Origin of the sequence: Anaerofustis sp. NSJ-163, from assembly GCF_024135845.1 — a bacterium.
Taxonomy (GTDB): domain Bacteria; phylum Bacillota; class Clostridia; order Eubacteriales; family Anaerofustaceae; genus Anaerofustis; species Anaerofustis butyriciformans.
Genome location: NZ_JAMYJV010000003.1, coordinates 106,162 through 127,450 on the forward strand (window position 1 = coordinate 106,162; position 21,289 = coordinate 127,450).

A 21,289-nucleotide genomic window follows, 5' to 3' on the forward strand; every position below is an offset into this window, starting at 1 on the left:
AATGAACAGGACAAAACTTCCTTGACATAATATGTTTTCAGAGAGTTTCCGGTAGATGCGAGGAAACAACATAGTTGGAAAGTTATCACCTGGGAGCAGTTATGGTGAAAGATATTTATATATGTAAATCCATTAGCCAAAACCGGTATTCCCCCGTTAAAAGGAAAGCTGTTGAACTAAAAAAATTTATAAATTTAGTCAAACAGAATTGAGAGACCGAATATATTCGGTAATAGAAGTGGTAACACGGAGATAGAAAAACTTCGTCTTCTAACAGAGTAATCTGTTAGGAGATTTTTTTATTTCTGCAAAACCAACAAAAAATTTTTAGGAGAAAATATCTTTAAAATATGATGTTTTCTAATTGCATAAAATATTTTTAAAGGAGATGTAAGTATGAATACTTTATTAATTGTATTAATTGCAGCTATATGTCTAATTGCAGCATATACTTTGTATGGACGTTGGCTAGCAAAGAAATGGGGAATTGACCCAAAAGCAAAAACACCTGCCGTTGTTCACAATGACGGTCAGGATTATGTACCAACAGACGGATGGACAGTATTTGCCCATCAATTTTCATCTATCGCAGGAGCAGGCCCTGTTACAGGAGCAATTCAAGCAGCTGCATTTGGATGGTTACCGGTATTTTTATGGATTGTAGTGGGAGGTATCTTCTTTGGTGCCGTTACAGACTTCGGAGCATTATATGCCAGTGTTAAAAATGATGGTAAATCAATGGGGCTTCTAATTGAAAAATATATCGGTAAAGCAGGACGTAAGTTATTCCTTGGATTCTGCTGGTTATTCTGTTTAATCGTTATAGCAGCGTTTGCAGATATGGTAGCAGGAACATTTAACGCATATGAAGTAAACAATGGTGTACAAACACTTGCAAAAACTGCAACAGTAAATGGTGCAGCAGGAAGTATTTCATTATTCTTTATTCTTTTTGCCGTTATCTTTGGTGTTGTACAACATAAGGTAAAACTTACCGGTTGGAAAGAAGTAGTACTTGGTTTACTATGCACAGTACTTGCCTTTGTATTTGGTATGAATTTCCCTATACTTTTAGGAAAAGAAATGTGGGTATACATAGCATTTATTTATATCTTCGTTGCAGCAGTATTACCAATGTGGTTTGTAATGCAACCAAGAGACTATATGTCAACATTCATGTTTATTGGAATGATTGCAGGAGCAGTGCTTGGTCTTCTATTTGCACATCCAACAATGAATCTTCCGGCATTTACAGGATTTAAAAATGCAGAACTTGGAACACTATTCCCTATCCTATTTGTAACAGTTGCATGTGGTGCTGTATCAGGATTCCACAGTCTTGTTTCTTCAGGTACTTCATCTAAGACTGTATCAAATGAAAAAGATATGTTAAAAGTTGGATATGGTGCAATGGTTCTTGAAAGTCTTCTTGCAGTTATCGCCTTATGTGTAGCCGGTGCTGCTGCCGGAGCTGACGGAACAGCTGCTGTTGGAACACCTTTCCAAGTTTTCTCATCAGGGGTTGCAGGATTCCTTGAAATGTTTGGTATTCCAATTTATGTAGCACAAAGTTTCATGACAATGTGTGTATCTGCCCTAGCATTTACAACACTAGACTCTGTTGCACGTATCGGACGTATGTCATTCCAAGAATTATTCAGTGTAGATGATATGGAACATGCAGAAGGTTGGAGAAAACTTCTTTGCAATAAATACTTTGCAACAATTATTACATTAGTATTAGGATATGTATTAACACAAGTAGGATACTCTAATATATGGCCATTATTCGGTAGCGCTAACCAATTACTAAGTGCTCTTGTTTTAATAACATTATGTGTATTCTTAAAGATTACAGGAAGAAAATTAAAAACTTTAGTTCCTCCATTTGTAATTATGTTAATTGTAACATTCACAGCACTTGTACAAAGATTAATCGCCCTAGTAAAAGCTTTCTCAGCAGGAACAGGTGTATTCATGGTTGATGGTCTTCAATTAATAGTTGCTATCCTTCTAATGATTCTTGGTGTAACTATTGTTGTTACCTCAGGTAAAGAACTTATTAAAAGAAAAGCTACTGAATAATTTCAAATAGCAATAAATATTTTGGAAATGAATAATTAAATATAATATTAATAGACATCAGACAGTCAAAGATTGTCTGATGTTTTTTTAGTAATTTATAATAAACCACCTCTAATAAAATTTAATATTGTAAAGTAACATATTTTTTGATAAAATACAAATAGAACATATGTTTTATTTATAGATGTAAAATAAAACAAGAAAGGTCGAAAATATGAATATAGATAGACATACTCCAGTAGTTTTTATTAGCTCTACTTGCTATGACTTAAAACAAATTCGAGAAGATTTAAAATATTTCTTTGAAAATAATTACGGTTTTCAAGCTATGATGTCAGAATTTGATTCATTTCCTATAGATCCGTGCATTGGAACTTTTGAAAACTGCTTAAATAATGTTGACAAATCAGCGGATATTTTTATTCTCATTATTGGAAATAGATATGGAAATGTAACAAATAATGGCAAATCTATTACAAATTTAGAATATTTACATGCAAAAGCTAAGGGAATCCCCGTATTTGTGTTTATAGATAAACAGTTAAATAGTCAAATAAAAATATGGGAATCAAATAAAAATGGAAACTTTTCAAATATTATCGATAACCCTAAACTGTTTGAATTTATTTCAAAAATTTACAAAGAATCAAGACAATGGATTTACACATATGAATCTGTAAAAGATATAACAACCACAATGAAACATCAATTAAGCTTGATATTTTCCGATGGATTAATATATAAAAAAATATCACAAACTACAGGATCAAGTATTTTAGATAGTAATATTTCAACTAAAGCATTGCGTGTTTTAATTGAAAAACCATATGCATGGGAATATAAATTTTTCGCATATGTTATTAAATATGAATTTGATAAATTACAAAAAAATAGATGGGATTTTAAATATGGTTTATTTACGACAAATATTATTAAAATAAGCCCTGATGAAATGCTAGAAACTATTTCTATAAAAATAACAGAAATTATAAAATTAAGTAATATTATGGAAACTCTTTTAAATTCTACAATTCAAGATGCCATAGGAGAGGAGGGGGAATCAAGTGATCTAGGTATGATAATATATGTTTCAAAGCAATTTGCCTCACTTTATGAAAGGTTTATTGCTTGGGCATTATATTTTAAAACAATACATGCAGATGAAACGTTTAAAAATTTACTAAAATTGTTATATGAACTTCCAAAATCAATACTTAACGATATGGATAATTTTATAGAAGAATTATACATTAAGATTACTAATTTACCAGATGTTGATGATAATATCCAACATGATATTAAACTATCATGTAAATTGAAAGAAATAAATATAGAACCCATTAACAAAGAAATTAAAAAAATTTATAGTATTATATCTTAAAGCTAAAACGCCAACTATATGTTAACCTCCATTGCTTGAAGCAATGTCAAAGTTCTTATACAATAATTGTAACAAAACATAAGGAGGTTCTCTAAATGCTAAGTAATAATATTAAAGAAATAAGAAAAGCAAAAGGACTTTCTCAGGAAGAACTTGCAATAAAATTAAATGTTGTTAGGCAGACAATATCAAAATGGGAAAACGGATTGTCGGTTCCCGATAGTGAAATGTTAATATCAATATCAAAAGTTCTTGAAACACCTGTAAGCACTCTGCTTGGAGAAGATATTAAACCATTAGAAGTTGATGATTTAAAAGCGATATCTAAAAAACTTGAAATTATAAACGAACAATTAGCACATAAGAAGTTATCAAAACAAAAATTCTTAACGTGGTTGCTTGTATCAATATGTATAGTAATAATTGTAATTTCTTTAGTATTAATAGCCTTAAACAGTCCTTATCTAAATTGGGATTATAGTAATCCAGAAACAGCAGTAATGGGAGTAGGATTGCACGCATTTGAATGGATATTTATTAGATTAGCGCCTATTTTATTTATAGGATCAATAACTGGAATATTTTTTATAAAAAAACAAAAATAAAAATTCAACCACTATAATTATTAACAATAACTTAACTTAAATAAAACATATTGCACTCCACTACCCTAAATCATATAATTAGAAAAAAGGAGAAAAACCATGATCTGTCCGTTTTGTAATAAAGAAATGATAAAAGGTAAAGTGTGCAGTAATGATGCACTATGGTGGACGGAAGGAACAGTAAAAAAACGCCTTAACGATGAAGGCGGAATTATTGGAAGATTAAATGGCGACAGGATAAGTGCATATAGATGTGATAAGTGCAAAAAAATAATTATTAACGAAAAATAAAGAATTAAAAAACAGAACCTCTAAAGGTTCTGTTTTTTATTAGATTTTTCTTTGTCTTCTAATGTTTCTTATGCTTAGTCCTATACCGATAACAGAAATAGTCATTAGGAAGATTAAACCTGAAATATCGTTATTATCCCCCGTTGCTGCACTGCTACTGTTTGTAGACCAGTGCGTCTTAAATTCAAGATTAGATGTTACTTTAATTTTTTGACCTGAACTGTATTTGTTATTAGAACCTTCAAAGTATTCAAAAGTTGCACCATTTTTCTTAGGAGCATCAGGTATTGTAATTGTACTTCCATATTCGGCAGTTATTACTTTCTTACCTTTTGAACCGTCAGCCCAGGTTCCTCCGTTAGGGTCAAAGGTTATAGTAAGAGTTATTGGTTCCCAGTTTGCAGTGTATTTCAAATCTCCGCTTGAACCTTTCTTAACCGTAACATCCTTTTCAGGAGTATCTCCGTTAGAACCGGTCCAGCCTATGAAGTTATATCCTATTTTAACAGGATTATTAAGTTTGAAAGAATCTGTTTCATATGTATAAGTAACTGGATTTGCCTTTGAAAGGGTACCTCCGCCTAAATCATATTCTATGTTATAGTCCGTTAATTTCCACTGTGCATATAATGTAATAGTAGAATTTTTTTCTCCATTATTAGAAATAAATTCCGCTTCATCAGCATATGAAGTTCCGCTTCCGTCGGCTTTTGTATTCCAACCGACAAAGTCATAATATTCTCTTGTAAATTCACATGGAATAAGTTTAGTGTTATTTTCATAATAAGTGGTCTGATCAAGCATTGAACCGTCACCGCCGTTAGCATCAAATTTAATAAATGTTTGAACAGGATTCCACTGTGCGTATAATTTAACATTACCGCCATTTTCAGATGTTAAGTTCTTAACACTTTCCATATCGGCATATAATTTTTCTTCACCGCTCCATTTTTCTCCCTCTGTCCATCCTGCAAATTCATATCCATATCTTACGAATTGATTTGCAAATAAATTTTGAGGTTCATCATATACCATATCTTGAGTTATTGTAGGACCTCCATTTTCAAAGTTAGGAATAAACTGGATTGTATATAAATTTGCCAAAGGATGAGCATCAATTTGAACTTCACCTGTAACGGTTATAGTTTGATTAGCCTTTGTAGGATCATCCTTTTCAAATCCTGGAGTACTTCCAACAGCTGTATAACTTTCAAAGGTATACCCTTCATCTACCTCTGTTCCTATTTCAAGCTGTGTTCCAACTAAAACTTTTTCTTTAGTTGTATTTCCTTTAGATTCTATCCATGAGGTTGCATGATCGTCTGAAGATATGCTTACAGTACAATAATTAAAGTTATATGCTCCACCGGGAGTATCAACTTCTATTGTTCTATCATCTGTATCATATCCTTCCAATGCACCGCTGAATCTAACTTTGTAGGTTCCCTCAGGTATAGCAGCAGTATCAGATATTGCATAAACTCCGCTTTCCATATGTTCAAATACACCGTTAAACTCTTCACCTGTATTATAATTTATTAAAGTAATATCATTTTCTGGATTATTTGTATCCACTGATTTTCCATTATCTGTAATTAATATTACAGCACTATCCGCTTCAACCCAATTCGGATAAAGTGTTATACCCTCAGGATCTCCGTTACTATCTAGATTACATAAATTTACTACAGAAGATTCATCTAAATACTTGCTTCCAAAAGCAAGAGTTGACCAATATGTAAATATATTATCTGTTTTTGTAAAAGTGCAAGGTTCTAATTTTTCGGCAGTATCAAATACCATTTCTTGAGTTTTTGTATGTCCTTCTTCATCATCAAAGGTTACCGTATAAGTCTTTGGCTCCCACTGTGCATATAACGTAATATTTTTAACAGACGCTCCATATAAATTGTTTACTTCCTGCTTATCAGTAAAGCTGTCTCCGCTTCCGTCTGCTTTTGTATTCCAGCCTTTAAAGCTCCATCCTGGAAGTGAATAAGCATTTGCACTTAGACTTGTACTTTCATTGTATTTTAAAGTCATGTCTGACATACTTCCTGACATTTCAGTTGAAGCATTTTTTGGTTTGTTGGAATCAAATTTAACATTATATGAATCATATGCCCATACAGCATAAAGCCTTATATCATTCGTAGCCTCTATTTTATCTCCCGGTTTATATACTACGTTTTTTGAACTTTCATTAGTATCCCATCCAAGGAAAACATGCCCGTCTTTTGTAGGAATATTATCAGGAATTACCGTAGAAGTACTTTCCGGATATGTATAAACATTACTTGGCATATTACTTGCTTTTCCCTCTTGATTCAAGTCATGGAAAGAAACGGTATTATAACTCATATCAATCTCAATTTCTAATTCAGAATTATATAAATCCCCGTTTTCTTCATCAAACCCTAGTTCAACAAAACTAGCAACCGAAGAAAAATGATGGTTTAAATTACTTTTATATAAATCCGCAGTAATATCAAAAGTCCCTTCAGGAACATATATAACAGCATAACCTTCGGCGTCTGTCTTTCCTTCTTTTAAAGATTCAAACTGCGTATCATCATTAGGATATGAAACATCTACATCGGATAAACTCTTTCCATTTTGATCTACAACATGAACTTTAAGCTTATATCCTTTATGAGGACACTCCGTTCGACCTGATGTTTTGTATGTACCGGAGTAATATAAATTACATATCAATTGAGGCGGAAGAATATTTCCCGCAAGCCCTCTGCTAAACATGAGTACATTAATGGAAAAGCTATACCCTAAAAGTTTTAAACTAACTTCTCCGTCAATACATTCAAAATCTTTACATGCATGATATATTTTTTCTTCTTCAAAGTAGTGTCCTGAATTTAAAGTTCCAGAAATATCAAAGCCGGATTCAACATCTGCACTTAATGAAATAAGTTTTACTATTTCAAAGGAAACACCAAAAGCCAGTCCTGTAAATATACTTCCTGTAAGACTAAAACCTTGAAACTTAGTATCACTTCCCTTAGACTTATTGTTTACAAATGGTCTTCCTTTATTTGTAAGTCCAAGTTCATATCCAGAGTTCAAATCATAATCGAACCTTACACCGCCTGATGCACTTCCGGAAACTCTGGCACTAACACCAACATCAAATTCAATTAAACCAGGTAAACCTATTGGAACTTGAAGAATGGGAACATCAAAAAATATCGAAGGAGAATCTATGTCAATTTCAGTATCTTTGCAATGCAAGTCATTTTCATAGGAGATTGCACATATATTACTTTTACCAAAATCAATACATAATTCAAAGGTTATTTTTCCTTGTGGTTTTGCACTTATTGTTCCATAAGAAGCAAGAGGTAAAGAAAAGGAAGTTGAATACTCTTTTTCAGTATGTCCTTTATAAGCTTCAAATATAGTTTGTAAATTAGAATATTCGACTTCTCCCTCATCTGTGTTTGCATTCAAATGTTCCCCATAAATAATTGCACCGTTTGCATCATCCATTTGCGCACTATTTATGTTAAGCATATAAAAATTAGTTTTTACACCAGAAGATTCAGATGATTTATCAATTACAAAAACAGGAGTTTTTCCCTCTATATTATTTAACTCATCAGCAAGTTTAGAATCAACATTTCCAAGGGAAAACATAAGAGAGTTTTCATCATTTGTAGGAACAATATTAACCTGTAAACTATCAGTTCCTTCTTCAGAAGCACTTTCTTCTTTTATTAAAATAACATCATCCTTAAGAACCATAAAAGTATCATTATCTTTTAGTTCTTCATCATCGCTTGCAACCTTATCAACATCAATTAAACGATCTCCCTCGTCTTTATAATTCTCTGCGGTCATGTTCCTAAGTTCATAAATATCTTTTGTATATGAATTAGAAAGAAAATCATAAGAAGCAACGTTCCCTTTTTCATCAAGCATATAAATTTTTAATATAAAATACATAGGAATAGAACTGTCATTTTCATATGAAACATTAGTCTTTACAATCTCTGTCGCAGAAGATGTAACATCTTGTGTCTTCCTTGAAATCAAACGAGAAGCCGCATCATTTTCACCGTCAAATTCTTCATCATAAAACTCAATAACAACTTTACTTGCCTGACCATACCACTCTATGATCATGGTTTTATTAGAAATATCAACCTCTACATTCGTTATTTCAGAAGAATATTTTGTATCAGAATAAGAATTAATATCTACATTAGAAGAATTATCAGAATTCTTTGTAATAGATATATTACCATTATTAGATGTTTGATTATTATTTTGTATATCTGTTTCTGTCTTTGTATCCTCACTTGATGAAGCGAACACAATAGAATTATTAAAGTTCGCCATCATGGATACTACCAAAGAAAATGTAACCAATAATGCAATTAATCTATTAGTAAATTTCTTCATATAAATACCCTCCCTATAACTATTTAACATGATAAACATTTTTTTCAAATATTATTTATTAAAATATTTATTTAAATCATAGTGTTAAAGAAAAATACAATGTATACCATTACATAAATTATACCCAAAAAAAAAGTATTTTCATATCCTACATTTTCGCATGAAAATGGGTAATATAGCCATATTTTTAATAAAAGTAACATTATAAAAAATTAATAAAAAAGGATGAAAAAACAAAAAATATTAATTACATTAAACATACAAAAATTTATGTAAATGAAAATGATATTAATAATTAAATAAAATTAAAATCAAAGTAAAACAAATAATAGCTAATAATAAAATAATATAAGCAAGCCATAAAAATATAAAGAAAAAGTATATTTATAAATAATAAAAAATAATCTTTTTTATCCCCCATTTTTGTTTAAAAACGGAGGATGTGTAAAGTTTTCATTTAAGATATAATATTATCAACATAAAATCATCATTTTCAATTAAAGGAGAAACATACATGAAAAACAGCTTAATAAAAAAAATATTATCTTTTTCCCTTGCTTTCTTCCTTGTAATTTCATTTATACCTAATGAAATAAAAGCGGCAGGCGAAAAGAACTACCTTGCACTTGGAGACAGCATATCAACAGGATACGGTTTGTCACAAAACGGCTTCGTTGATCAGATTACAGACAAATACGGATACAACTTAACAAACAAGGCAGACAATGGCGAAACAAGCCAAAGCCTACTTGATAAACTAAACAGTAATTCATTAAAATCAGATATCGAAGATGCCGATGTAATAACACTTACAATAGGCGGAAATGACTTAATGAATGCCTTGTATGATTTTTTGGCAGAAGAATATAACTCTGAAAATGCAACTTCATATAACGGAGATTATATAAAAGAAGAACTTAATAATGGAAATTTAACTATAATTTTATTTGCAGCAGGAAAAATTAGTACGTTCATGGATTCACCACAAGCAAAAACCGCCCTTTCTAATTTTAAAGATAACTTAAATGATATAATCTCTTATATTGAAACAAATAATCCTGATGCATGGATAATTATTACAACACAGTATAATCCATATAAATTCCTTCCTCAACAAGGACAAGAAACTTCCATGGCAACCACATTGGAATTAATAAATACAACTTTTGAACAAGGAGTACAACAATTAAATCAAGTTATTAAGAAAGTAAATACAAGCTCTTCAACATTTGCGGTTGCAGATGTATATGAAAGATTTAATGATGCTAATGAAAATCCATGCAATGCAAGCTTCGAAGCTCCATTAAATTTAAACCTTGATTTCCATCCAAATGCATATGGACATGAGTTAATAACCGATATGATTGCGGGAAAAATTGATGAATTACAATTCGTTAAAGACCAAGACGAAGCTCTTAATTTATTAAATCCTACATTAATGAAAATTATGGAAATGGATGAATTAAAAACGACATCAATATCAGAAGTTAAAACAAAACAACAAGCAAAAACATGGGTGGAAAACCAAATAAAACCTGTTTTACCTAATGGGATGAAAGTAAACGTAACAATATTAGACTTTACTTCTGCAAAAGAAGGAACAAAAGATAATGTTAAAGGAACTAAAGGAAGCTTCAATCTCACAGTACAACTTGAATATAACGGATTTTACTCAGAAATAATACCAATAGATACTGTTATTGAAACAACAGCATATACAAATACAAGTGATAACAACAATACTAAAGAAGAAAAAGATAAAAATATCAATACTCCAAATACATCTGATGAAAACAATGTTATGCCTTATGTATTATTAATGATTGTAAGCGGTTTTTCAATAACAGTTCTAACAACCGCAATTAAAAAGAAATATCAATAATCAAACCTCTCCTTTTAAAAAGAGATAACAAAAGTTATCTCTTTTTTTTTTGCATTTTTTACACCTTTATAAAAAATAATTTAAACTATCACGCGAATTTTACAATTCATTTTATGGACAAACTTTCTCGCGAATTTTACAAACCCTTTTATGAACAAACTTTCCTCGCGAATTTTACAAGCTCTTTTATGCATAAACTTTCCTCGCGAATTTTACAAGCTCTTTTATGAACAAATATTAATTACAACCGTAATTAGGGTATTGCTATGACGAAAACGTCATACAGTATGCTAGGGATACGGGGAAAGGAGAACTTTAATGAAAAAAATAAAAGAAGTAAGTAAAATTGCGGGAGTAAGTATTCGGACATTACAGTACTATGATAATGAAGGCTTAACAAATCTTCATAGAACAAAAGATAATCACCGTTTATATCAAAAAAAAGATTTAGAGCAAATATGGAAAATATTAATATTAAAAGAAATGAATTTTGAAATTAAAGAAATAAAGGAAATACTAATCCTCACCCCAAATAAGCAAAATGCTTACCTCAAAAAAAGAAAGGAGGAAATGAAAAAAGAAATAAAAGAATTAAAAAAGGAAATAAAATTTATAGAATGGATAAACTCAAATAACTTTCCAATTCTTCCCAATATTCCCCTTCCCATATCATATAAGGAATATATTTTAAATCTAAAAGATACAATGATAAAAGAAGTAAAGGAGAAATAATTATGAAAAAGGTAAAATATATTGTATACATACTAATATTATTATTAATATTAACATTAACGGGCTGTAATACTCAAATATCTAACACTACAAATTCAAGCAATTTAAATTGGGTTGAAAAAATAGATACCTCTGAAGAACTAAAAGAAAAAGTGAATAATGATATTAACGATACTATTACAAAGCTAAACAACGACTTTGAGACTTTAAAGAATGAAATAAATACATATGGAAAATACAGTAAAAACAGAGAAAAAGTACAAGAATTTTACATAAACATATCTAACACACAAAAACAATTAAATATAAGACTTAGAGAATACAGCCTTTCTTACACTCAAAGTATCGTCAATTCAAATTTATCAAGTGATGAAAAATACGAAAAACTTGAACAGTTATATGAAATTATATATGAAGATGCAGCTGATGACGTATATGAAGAAATTGATAATGGAGTTTTAAAAAATATGTATGATACATATTATGATGGAGTGTTAGAAAATGCCTATGACAAAGTATCATATGAAAAATGGTATCATATGGCATCAAAAGAATATGATATGTGGTCAGATACAAGTTCAGATATATATGATGAATGGTTAGATTTAAAAAGTGATATAGATAATCTTTATATAGATATAGGTAATGAAATATGGGAAGAAGATATGGAAAGAGCAAATGAAAAGTTACAAAGTTTTAAAGAAGATATAGAAAATCTAAAAAACGAAAATGAAACAAATTAAAAAAATAGGATATGGTTTAAACCATATCCTATAAAATTACATAAGCTATTCCTTGTCAATTTATGTAAAAAAATATAACTTTTATTGTATAATGTTTATAGAAATTAACACGGAGAATTTTTATTTATGGAAAAGAATAATAAAAAAGAAAAGAAAAATAATAAACTTTTAAAAATATTAAAAAATCCATTAATGCAAAAAATTATAATACTAATTATCGTTGCTATTGCATCCGGCTTTATAGCAATAGGAATAAAAGATACTTTTATTACAGATAGCAAAACAACAAAAATAGGATTTGAAAATATTGGAGAATTTGCAACACAATCTGCATATTGCACACAAATAAACGTAACAGATTCCTCAAGAGAATTATTTGGAAATAAAATTCCTTTTACTCAAAGTAAATATATATACAGCTACAACATTACCATAAAAGCAGGATACGACTTTGGAAAGATACAATGGGATATTAAAGATGATACAATAGAAGTAAAGTTACCCGAGGTTAAAATTTTATCCAGCGAAATAGATTTAGACTCATTTAAAGTCTACCATGAAGAAGAAAGTATATTTAATAAAATTACCTTAAGCGAAAATAACCAAGCACTGAAAAAATTACAAAGTGAAGCACAAACACAAGCAATACAAAACGGTCTATATGATAACGCAAGAAAAAATGCAGAAACTATGCTAAAAAGTTTTTTTGGAAATGTATATGACTTAAATAAATATAAAATAGTTTTTATTGACAAATAAGGGAGTAAATATGAAAAATAAAATAAAATTAATAATTAAAGGAATTGTTCTAGTAATAGTTATATTCTACTTTATATTATTTCTTACAAGATAAAAAAACTAATTAATAAAGGAAATAAAAAATATAACATAAACTTTAGATTCTTATATTGACAATAATAATATACATTATTATTTAAATTAAAACAAAGCCTCAAAACTTTGTTTTTTTATTGCATAAAATAATATAAATACCAAATTTTTACAATTTTTTTAAGCAAAATTATTATTTTTATGTAATAATAGTATATATAAAAATTCATCGTTATAAAAATATGTATCTAAAAAACGTAATATAAGAAAGAAAGGAGCAACTTTATGAACACAAAATACAAAAAAATAATAACATTTATGGGTATATTTGTATCATTAACAATAGTTTTAACATTAAACTTCACAACAACAGCATTTGCATCAAACATTGATAAATTTACCGATAATAATTTTAGAAATTATGTTTTAAATAATTTCGATTTAGATGGTGATAATGAAATTTCTACAGAAGAAGCAGAACAAGTAAAAAAAATAGATATTCACGGTATGTCTATAGAAAATGTTAACGGAATAGAAATTTTTATTAATTTAGAAGTATTTTCATGTAGAGATAATAATATAACATCACTGGATTTATCGCAAAATACAAAACTTAAAACCCTGCTATGCCTACATAATAAAATTACAAACTTAAATATTTCGAATAATAAAGAATTAACAAGACTCGATTGTTTTGATAATAAGCTTAACAGTTTAAATTTAGAAAATAACGTTAAATTAGAAGACTTAACATGCGGAGCAAATAATTTTAATACATTGGACGTATCAAATAACATAAACCTAAAAAACTTTACGTATTTGATAGGAGAAATGACAGAAATTGATTTTTCCAATAACGAACAATTAGAATATGTTTGGATATCTACAACACCAATTAAAAAATTAGATTTGTCAAATAATCCAAATTTAAAGCAATTGCTATGCTATGGGACAGATATTATAACCATTGATTTGTCAAACAAACCATATTTAACAGGAGATAATGTAAACATAACAAGCAATAAAATGATATCATTACATAGTAATTTAACTAATAATAAAGATATTAATACACAAAACCAAAGAGCTGTTACAGTTGATGTAAATACCGCTGATACATACGATTTACGAAACTTGGATACAAATATTAATCCTGACAATATTACTAACATAAAAGGCGGCACAATAAATAACGGGATCATTCAAAACATCACAGACGGTATGACAATAACATATACATATAAAGAAAATGGAGCAGAACTTAACGCAACGATAATATTTAAAAAGAAAGATATTGATGATAATAACAATAATAATTCAGGTGAAGGAGAAAACAATCAAGAAAATAATAATAAACCAAATAATGGTATATCAAATAATGACAATAACAAAATCACTTCCTCCCCTAACACCTCTGATTTATCAAATATAAAAAGCTGGATTAGTGTATCGATAATATCTATTTCTATGTTATTAATATTAACAATTATAAAAAAGAATTTTACAAAAAATAAAATCTAATTTATTTAAATAAAAATACACCTATAAAGATTTTCATAGGTGTATTTTTTTACAAATAATGAATAAATAGGACTTTTAATTTTGCCATAAAAAAAACAAATTTTTCATATATAATTAAATTGTATAAATATAAGGAGAAAAAATATGAATAAATTATTAATAGTCGATGACAACAAACAAATAACATCAATTCTTGAAGACTATGCAAAAAATGAAGGTTATAAAACTATTATCGCCCTTGACGGAGAAGATGCCCTCGTAAAGTTTGAAGAAGAAAAACCGGATATAATTCTTCTTGACGTAATGATGCCTAAAAAAGACGGATTTTCTGTTTGCAGGGAAATAAGAAAAACATCAAATGTTCCTATAATGATGATTACAGCAAGAGGTGAAGACTTTGAAAAAATAATGGGGCCTGAAATAGTAGCAGATGATTACATCGTAAAACCATTTTCTCTTGGAGAAGTAATGGCAAGAATAAAGGCAATAATGAGAAGAGTGGAAAACAAGGAAAATAAAAAACAATGTTTGACCTTTGATAATTTACAAATAGATATGGACACATACAGTGCATATATAAATAATGAAAAATTACCCCTTACAAAAAAAGAAATAGAAATACTTTGGACATTATGTAAAGCACAAAACAAAGTATTTTCAAGAGAACAGCTTTTAAATATGATATGGGGATATGATTATTTTGGAGACAACAGAACAGCAGATTCTCATATAAAAAGGTTAAGAGCAAAAATAGATAAATTTGAACATATTTCCTGGGACATAACAACCATATGGGGTGTAGGGTATAAATTTGAGGTAAAAGAAAATGAAAAAAAGTAAAATAGCAATAAAGTTAACACTGAATTTTACCATTGCCCTTTTAATTTTTTCAATAATAATAGCAGGCATATTCTTATGCCTTTTTAAAAATTATGCTATAAATATGCATAAAGAACAAATGGAAGAATATGCTACCGCTTTAAGTGATGTATTATCAGGCGAAGAAAGTATCGGAAACGGAAGAGGAATGGGAGGATATGGTGCATATATAAAATTTATAGATAAAGTATCAAAATCAAGCATATGGGTAGTAGATACAAACGGTAATTTAATCAATAAAAATATGGGACATTCAAGCGATAACTACAATACCTCTACCCTACCAAGTAATGCAGAGGCTATACTTGATAAAGTACTAAACGGAGAAAACACAAGTATAGAACAATGTAACGACAACCATTCTCAAACAAATATAACGGTTGGAGTACCAATTCAAAAAGAAAACGAAATAACAGGAGCTGTATTTATTTCATCAAATATAGATGAAATACCAAGAGATGTAAAACAGGCCCTTACCATTTTAGCATTTAGTATTATCATATCTCTTATTATTGTAATAATTTTATCTTTTATTCTTTCTCGACTATTTACAAAACCTCTATCAAAAATGAAAGAAGTTGCATCAAATTTATCAAACCACGATTATACGGCAAGATGCAATATTAAACAAAATGATGAAATAGGAGAACTGGGAGAAATTCTCGACATACTTGCAAAAAGACTTGAAGAAGCAGACAAACAAAGTGAAAAACTGGATAAAATGCAAAAAGATTTTATAGCAAATATATCACATGAACTTAGAACCCCTATAACCGTAATGAGAGGTTCCTTAGAGGTACTACAAGAAAATGTAATTACTGATAAAGATAAAATACAAGAATACTACAAACAAATGCTTCTTGAAGCAAAATTTTTAGAAAGACTTGTGGGAGATTTATTGGACCTTGCAAGACTTCAAAACACCGACTTTAAAATAGAAATAAGCAAACTTAATTTAACAGATGTAATAAATGATGTAGTAAGAAGCGCAATGCAAATTGCAAATAATAAAAACATTACAATAAATAAAGAGATAGAAAATAACATATATGAAATAAATGGAGATTATGAAAGATTAAGACAAATGTTTCTTATTATCTTAGATAATGCAATAAAATTTTCTAAAGAAAATTCCTGTATTGATGTAACATTTAAAAATAATCAAATAATCATAAGAGATTATGGAGAAGGAATAGACGAAGAACACCTGCCTCATATATTTGATAAATTCTATAAAACATATGATAAGAAAAATGAAACAGGAAGCGGACTTGGGCTTGCAATAGCAAATCAAATTGCAAAAAGACATAATATAATATTAGAAGCAAAAAATGCAGACAAAGGTGGAGCAGAATTTATATTTACATTAAAAAAATAATAACTTAAAAAAGAAATAGAAAAGACATAATTTTGCCATTTTTATTTTGTATTATATAGCCATAGAAAAGATATGGAGGATATAAAAATGAAAAAAAGAACAAAAATAATTACAACAACATTATTAACTCTATCTATTTTTGGCTTTTCAACACCGATTTTTGCGTCAAATCAATTTGATGCAAAGGCAGAAGCTATTGCAAAGTTAACAAATAAAACAGTAGAAACAATCATTGAACAAAAAATAAATTTAGATATGACTTTTGGAGAAATTGCAAAAGAAAACGGAGTATTAGATCAATTTAAAAAGGCTAACTTAGAACAAAAAGAAGCAATATTAAATGAAAAAGTTGAGCAAGGTATTTTAACAAAAGAAGAAGCCGAAAATATTTTAAACAAAATAAAAGAAAATCAAGCAACATGTGATGGCAGCGGCAGCAACTCTCAAAATCTTGGTTTAGGTTTGGGACTTGGAAACGGAAATGGCAGCGGAAACGGTAGTGGACGTGGCAATGGTAGTGGTAATGGAGCCGGTAACGGCGGTCAAGGGCAAGGTAAAGGCATAGGCGGAATGAAATTACAAGACGGTTCTTGTTATCAATAAAAAAAACGATGTAACAAACCGTATTGTAAATTTAAAAGATATTAAACTATAAAAAAAGAGGTTTAAAACCTCTTTTTTTTAAAGTATATGACATAAAATTCATAAAATGGGTTACTTAATTAACTTTAAAACAAACAAACAAATATAGGGATAGTTAAACATTAAGTATTACCTGGGAAATACGTCATTCGTACTTTAAAAATATTTTTTTATCCGATAAAGATAAAAATATAGTTAGCTATTATATAGTATTAAATCAATATTCAAGGATTTGATAAGAATGTTAGTTACTGCTAACTTTATATAGATAATATCATGTATAAATTTAATTGTCAATGATATTTTTTATTTTTTATAAAAAAATCAGGTTTAATACCTGATTTTAATTATACATTTCCATTGTTTTTAATATATTTAAAAGTTCTTCAAAATTTTCATAGGAAGTGGGTATTATAACGGTTCTGTTAAAACCCTCTTCTTTTCCCATTCTAAATAATCCTTTAAATTTAACTCTATTTGAATTTATTTTTAAGTTTTTTACAGATACTAATTCTTCACTATAAGGGAACATTTTCCCGCTTTGAATTATTTTTTCTATTATCTTGTTATCATCAATATAATCTATGGTTTTACTATTCTGTAATGTATTTGTAATATAATAGAGGATAGAACGTGACGGACTACCAAAAACAGGTTTTGGTGCATTTGTATTATATCTAAAGTTAGCCATATCATAATCAAACATATATAGTCTTTTATTTACTCTGTCATAAGCAAAGGTAATAAGCATTGATTTTGATCTTATACCTATTATTCTTGCACCTAATGTTAAACATAATGTTATAATTATCACAAATAATAAAGAAAGCCATTTTTTGTATGGTGAATTGATAAGCAAAATACTGCCTGCACAAATTACAACAACAAATACAATTATCATTATAAATACATACAAAAGATTATATTTTTTATATAAAGAAGAAGAATCATCGCTGTATTTCCAAATTGAAAAATCCTTAATATAACTATATTCACCTAAATAACTTTCATCATACCTTTCTTGATTATATGCGTTATTCTTTTTTTCATCATTAATATTAGTATTTTTTAATGTTTTTTCTTTTTTAATATATTTCTTTTTTACAAGAAATATACCAAGTATAAAAAGACCAATAAAAAGTAAAAAACAGAAAAAAAGAAATAACATCATTTTATAAGGCATTAAATAATTAAAATAATAATAATCAAGAACACCATTTAAAACAAGAAGTCCTAAAGTAATTAAACCAAGAACAGAAATGACAATAAGGAATATTCCTAAAACTTTTCTTAAAATATTCATAATAAAAACCCCTCATACAATATATAATTATTATATCATATAAAGGGAATTTATATTTTATAAATTATTATATGTTTTATCATCTACTTCTTCAAGCCATTCGTTTGAAGTACTTTCTCCCGGAACTTCTATGGAAATATGAGAAAACCAAGAATCTTTTTTTGCTCCATGCCAGTGTTTAACATTTGCAGGAATTGTAATAACAACTCCCGGTTTTAATTCGACAGCTTCTTTGCCTTCTTCTTGATACCAGCCATATCCTGCAGTACAAACAAGAATTTGTCCGCCTCCTTTATCTGCATGATGAATATGCCAGTTATTTCTACATCCCGGCTCAAAAGTTACATTTGCCAAAAATAGTCCACAACTTGGATCAGTTAAAGGATTTAAAAAACTTTCTCCCTTAAAATATTTTGCAAAGTTTACATTTGGTTCACCTTTTCCAAATACATTTATTTCATCAAAATTCATTTTATACCTCCAAAAGTCTTTTTATATATTTATACTAAACCCTGGAGTCTACTCAAAGTCAATATAAAAAAAGAAAAAACAATCTTAATGACTGTTTTTTTCTTTATTTGAAATTATATATTTAATATTATTTATAAAATCTTTATAATTATTAGATTTAATTAAAATATTTACATTATCCATATCATTCATAAAGCATTCAATAAATTTGAAAAACTCTCTTATTTGATTCTTTTCTTCCCTTTTTATTGAAAGCATAAAAATCAGCTGAGCTTTTCCTGCTCCCCAAGATATAGGTTCATCCATTATTGCAATTCCAATAACATTCTGTTTCCCGTAAAAATGAATTGGATGAGGTATTGCTATCATATTATTAATAAGAGTTGAAGATAATTCCTCCCTTTCTAGAACTTCTTTAAAATAATCGTTTGTAACAAAATCATTTAAGAGCATTGAGTTTGCCATTAAAGCAAGAACATCTTCCTTTTTTGTTAAATTAAGTTTAGGGAAAAATACTTTTTCACTGAAATTATCCAAAAATTTATTTGGAATACGATTATATATACTGTTCTTCTTTATTTCACTTATTGTCTGAAGAATTTTTATTTGTTCTTCATAAGGAAATTCTATTGAAATCTTTAAAATAGGGACTTGTGTATCTCTTATTTCATTTTTATCCAAATCACAAGTAGTTAATATTAAAATAGGATCTTCTTTTAAAATATCATTTAACTTAAATGTAGGATAAGGCCCTATTATATTATAATCATTTGAACAAAGATTTTTAACCTGACAAGAAAGTAAATCAGAATAGCTTTTTACATAATGAGAAATGATCGCTATATTTTTTTTGTTTGGCGAATTATCAAGTCTAAGTCTTTCAATTGCAGCCGCAAGATGTGCTGCAACATAACTCACTTCACTTTCAGATAATTCAACATTTAAGGTATTCTTAAATATTTTATATATATTTAAAGAAAGCTCAAATATAAAAGGATATTGTTTTTTTATTGTTTCCAAAATTGGATTTTCAGATAATTGATGGTATTTTATTCTATTTATTAATGATCTAATATGGAATATTAACCCCATATATAATTCTTCATCATTTTTCAAGTTTAAATTATAATCATCTTGGATACTTTCTATCAATAAATCAACTATTCTTGTTATTTCTTTTGGTAATTTATTTATCTGTTCAGTATCATTTTCTTCTAAAATATGACAAATATTAAAGAAAGAAAGTTTTACTGCAAGCTGCTTTATCTCCTCTTCTTGTATTTCGTTAGAAAGTTTATCATAATCTATTATTTCATAAAACATTATTTTAGCAATATTTTCAATGTTGTTTTCAACATTAAATTTAGAATCAACCATTCCAACAAAAGTATTATTATTTTGTATCCTTATCTTTGCTGTATATAAATATAAAGTTATATCTGCGATGTTTTGATCATTTAATATTAGTTTATTTTTAAGCAAAATATCCTTTATCTTATTATTTATATCTATATATTCTTCATTACTAAAAATTTCCCCTGAAAATTCAAGTTCATTTTTTTTGCTGTTATAGTTCATCATTAAAATTTCATTTATTAAAAATCTTATTGAAATTTCAAGTCCTGCAATTTGTATATGATTTTTTTCTCTTATAAGCATTACAGGAGGATGAACATTTGAAAGCAAAGCCTTGATTCTTTTTATATCATTTTCAAGAGTACTCCTGCTTATATAAAATAAATCTTCCAAATCATCAAGTAAAATTGATTTTGAATTTAACAACAAATAAAGGAAAATATCATAAAGTCTTTTTTCATTGTTATTTTGAAATGAATCTTTTTTTGAAAGCATACTTATCAATAATTCATTGTCATTACATTCAAGCTTATACCCTTTCCCTCTTTCTGAAATAATATTTGCAGAATAAGGTTCAATATCATAATTTATTATACTTATATCGTTTCTTATTGTTCTATCACTGACACCGAGTTTTTCTGATAATGCTTTTCCCGTAATCCAGTCTTTCTTTTCATTTAAAATTCTCAGTATCGTTAGCTGCCTCGATTCATTGTATTTAACGTTCATTGATACTCTCCTTAATAATTTTAATTAATTTTACATTATAT

At 28.3% G+C, this 21,289-nt stretch carries 16 protein-coding genes and 1 other annotated feature (1 of these 17 cut by a window edge); of the genes, 12 read left to right on the top strand and 4 right to left on the bottom strand.

Annotation, left to right across the window (positions count from 1 at the left end; all coding sequences use genetic code 11):
* Window positions 1-274, top strand: a binding site (T-box leader) (it extends 8 nt beyond the left edge of the window).
* Window positions 275-396: 122 nt separating this feature from the next.
* The 4 genes from M6G78_RS03955 to M6G78_RS03970 all read left to right on the top strand — a co-directional run bounded on the left by M6G78_RS03955 (window position 397) and on the right by M6G78_RS03970 (window position 4,362).
* Complete coding sequence (locus M6G78_RS03955) at window positions 397-2,085, top strand: carbon starvation protein A (protein WP_253229663.1); 1,689 nt, start codon at window positions 397-399, stop codon at window positions 2,083-2,085.
* Window positions 2,086-2,299: 214 nt separating this feature from the next.
* Window positions 2,300-3,466 (top strand): DUF4062 domain-containing protein, encoded by a 1,167-nt coding sequence (locus M6G78_RS03960; protein ID WP_253229664.1) that lies wholly within the window; start codon window positions 2,300-2,302, stop codon window positions 3,464-3,466.
* Between the two features lie 95 nt (window positions 3,467-3,561).
* Entirely contained in the window at window positions 3,562-4,071 is a 510-nt protein-coding gene (locus M6G78_RS03965; protein ID WP_253229665.1) for a helix-turn-helix domain-containing protein, read from the top strand.
* Between the two features lie 99 nt (window positions 4,072-4,170).
* Window positions 4,171-4,362, top strand: coding sequence for a PF20097 family protein (locus M6G78_RS03970; RefSeq protein ID WP_253229666.1), 192 nt, complete (start codon window positions 4,171-4,173; stop codon window positions 4,360-4,362).
* 39 nt (window positions 4,363-4,401) lie between these two features.
* Here M6G78_RS03970 and M6G78_RS03975 read toward each other — a convergent pair whose 3' ends face one another.
* Window positions 4,402-8,781, bottom strand: a complete 4,380-nt coding sequence (locus M6G78_RS03975; protein ID WP_253229667.1) for an InlB B-repeat-containing protein — start codon at window positions 8,779-8,781, stop codon at window positions 4,402-4,404.
* A 514-nt stretch (window positions 8,782-9,295) separates the two neighbouring features.
* On the opposite strand from M6G78_RS03975, the gene M6G78_RS03980 reads away from it, so the two are divergent.
* From M6G78_RS03980 to M6G78_RS04015, 8 genes are all read left to right on the top strand, one after another.
* The gene (locus M6G78_RS03980) at window positions 9,296-10,663 is read left to right on the top strand and encodes a GDSL-type esterase/lipase family protein (RefSeq protein ID WP_253229668.1); all 1,368 of its coding nucleotides are present in this window, start codon (window positions 9,296-9,298) and stop codon (window positions 10,661-10,663) included.
* A gap of 318 nt (window positions 10,664-10,981) precedes the next feature.
* Window positions 10,982-11,395 carry a MerR family transcriptional regulator gene (locus M6G78_RS03985; RefSeq protein ID WP_138269238.1) on the top strand — a complete coding sequence of 138 codons (414 nt, stop codon included), beginning with the start codon at window positions 10,982-10,984 and terminating at the stop codon, window positions 11,393-11,395.
* A 2-nt stretch (window positions 11,396-11,397) separates the two neighbouring features.
* A complete protein-coding gene (locus M6G78_RS03990) occupies window positions 11,398-12,138 on the top strand; it encodes an ABC transporter permease (RefSeq protein ID WP_253229669.1) in 741 nt (246 codons plus the stop codon).
* A gap of 126 nt (window positions 12,139-12,264) precedes the next feature.
* Entirely contained in the window at window positions 12,265-12,897 is a 633-nt protein-coding gene (locus tag M6G78_RS03995; protein WP_253229670.1) for a DUF4230 domain-containing protein, read from the top strand.
* A gap of 357 nt (window positions 12,898-13,254) precedes the next feature.
* Complete coding sequence (locus M6G78_RS04000; protein WP_253229671.1) at window positions 13,255-14,490, top strand: hypothetical protein; 1,236 nt, start codon at window positions 13,255-13,257, stop codon at window positions 14,488-14,490.
* 144 nt (window positions 14,491-14,634) lie between these two features.
* Complete coding sequence (locus tag M6G78_RS04005; RefSeq protein WP_253229672.1) at window positions 14,635-15,330, top strand: response regulator transcription factor; 696 nt, start codon at window positions 14,635-14,637, stop codon at window positions 15,328-15,330.
* On the top strand, window positions 15,317-16,747 hold the full coding sequence (locus tag M6G78_RS04010) for a HAMP domain-containing sensor histidine kinase (RefSeq protein WP_253229673.1): 1,431 nt from the start codon (window positions 15,317-15,319) through the stop codon (window positions 16,745-16,747). Before M6G78_RS04005 ends, M6G78_RS04010 begins: the two co-directional genes overlap by 14 nt.
* An 87-nt stretch (window positions 16,748-16,834) precedes the next feature.
* Window positions 16,835-17,350 carry a hypothetical protein gene (locus tag M6G78_RS04015; RefSeq protein WP_253229674.1) on the top strand — a complete coding sequence of 172 codons (516 nt, stop codon included), beginning with the start codon at window positions 16,835-16,837 and terminating at the stop codon, window positions 17,348-17,350.
* Between the two features lie 382 nt (window positions 17,351-17,732).
* Here M6G78_RS04015 and M6G78_RS04020 read toward each other — a convergent pair whose 3' ends face one another.
* The 3 genes from M6G78_RS04020 to M6G78_RS04030 form a co-directional block, all read right to left on the bottom strand.
* On the bottom strand, window positions 17,733-18,692 hold the full coding sequence (locus tag M6G78_RS04020) for a hypothetical protein (protein ID WP_253229675.1): 960 nt from the start codon (window positions 18,690-18,692) through the stop codon (window positions 17,733-17,735).
* A gap of 57 nt (window positions 18,693-18,749) precedes the next feature.
* Window positions 18,750-19,163, bottom strand: a complete 414-nt coding sequence (locus M6G78_RS04025) for a cupin domain-containing protein (protein WP_138269515.1) — start codon at window positions 19,161-19,163, stop codon at window positions 18,750-18,752.
* An 84-nt stretch (window positions 19,164-19,247) separates the two neighbouring features.
* On the bottom strand, window positions 19,248-21,248 hold the full coding sequence (locus tag M6G78_RS04030) for a BglG family transcription antiterminator (RefSeq protein ID WP_138269516.1): 2,001 nt from the start codon (window positions 21,246-21,248) through the stop codon (window positions 19,248-19,250).
* Window positions 21,249-21,289 lie beyond the last annotated feature (41 nt).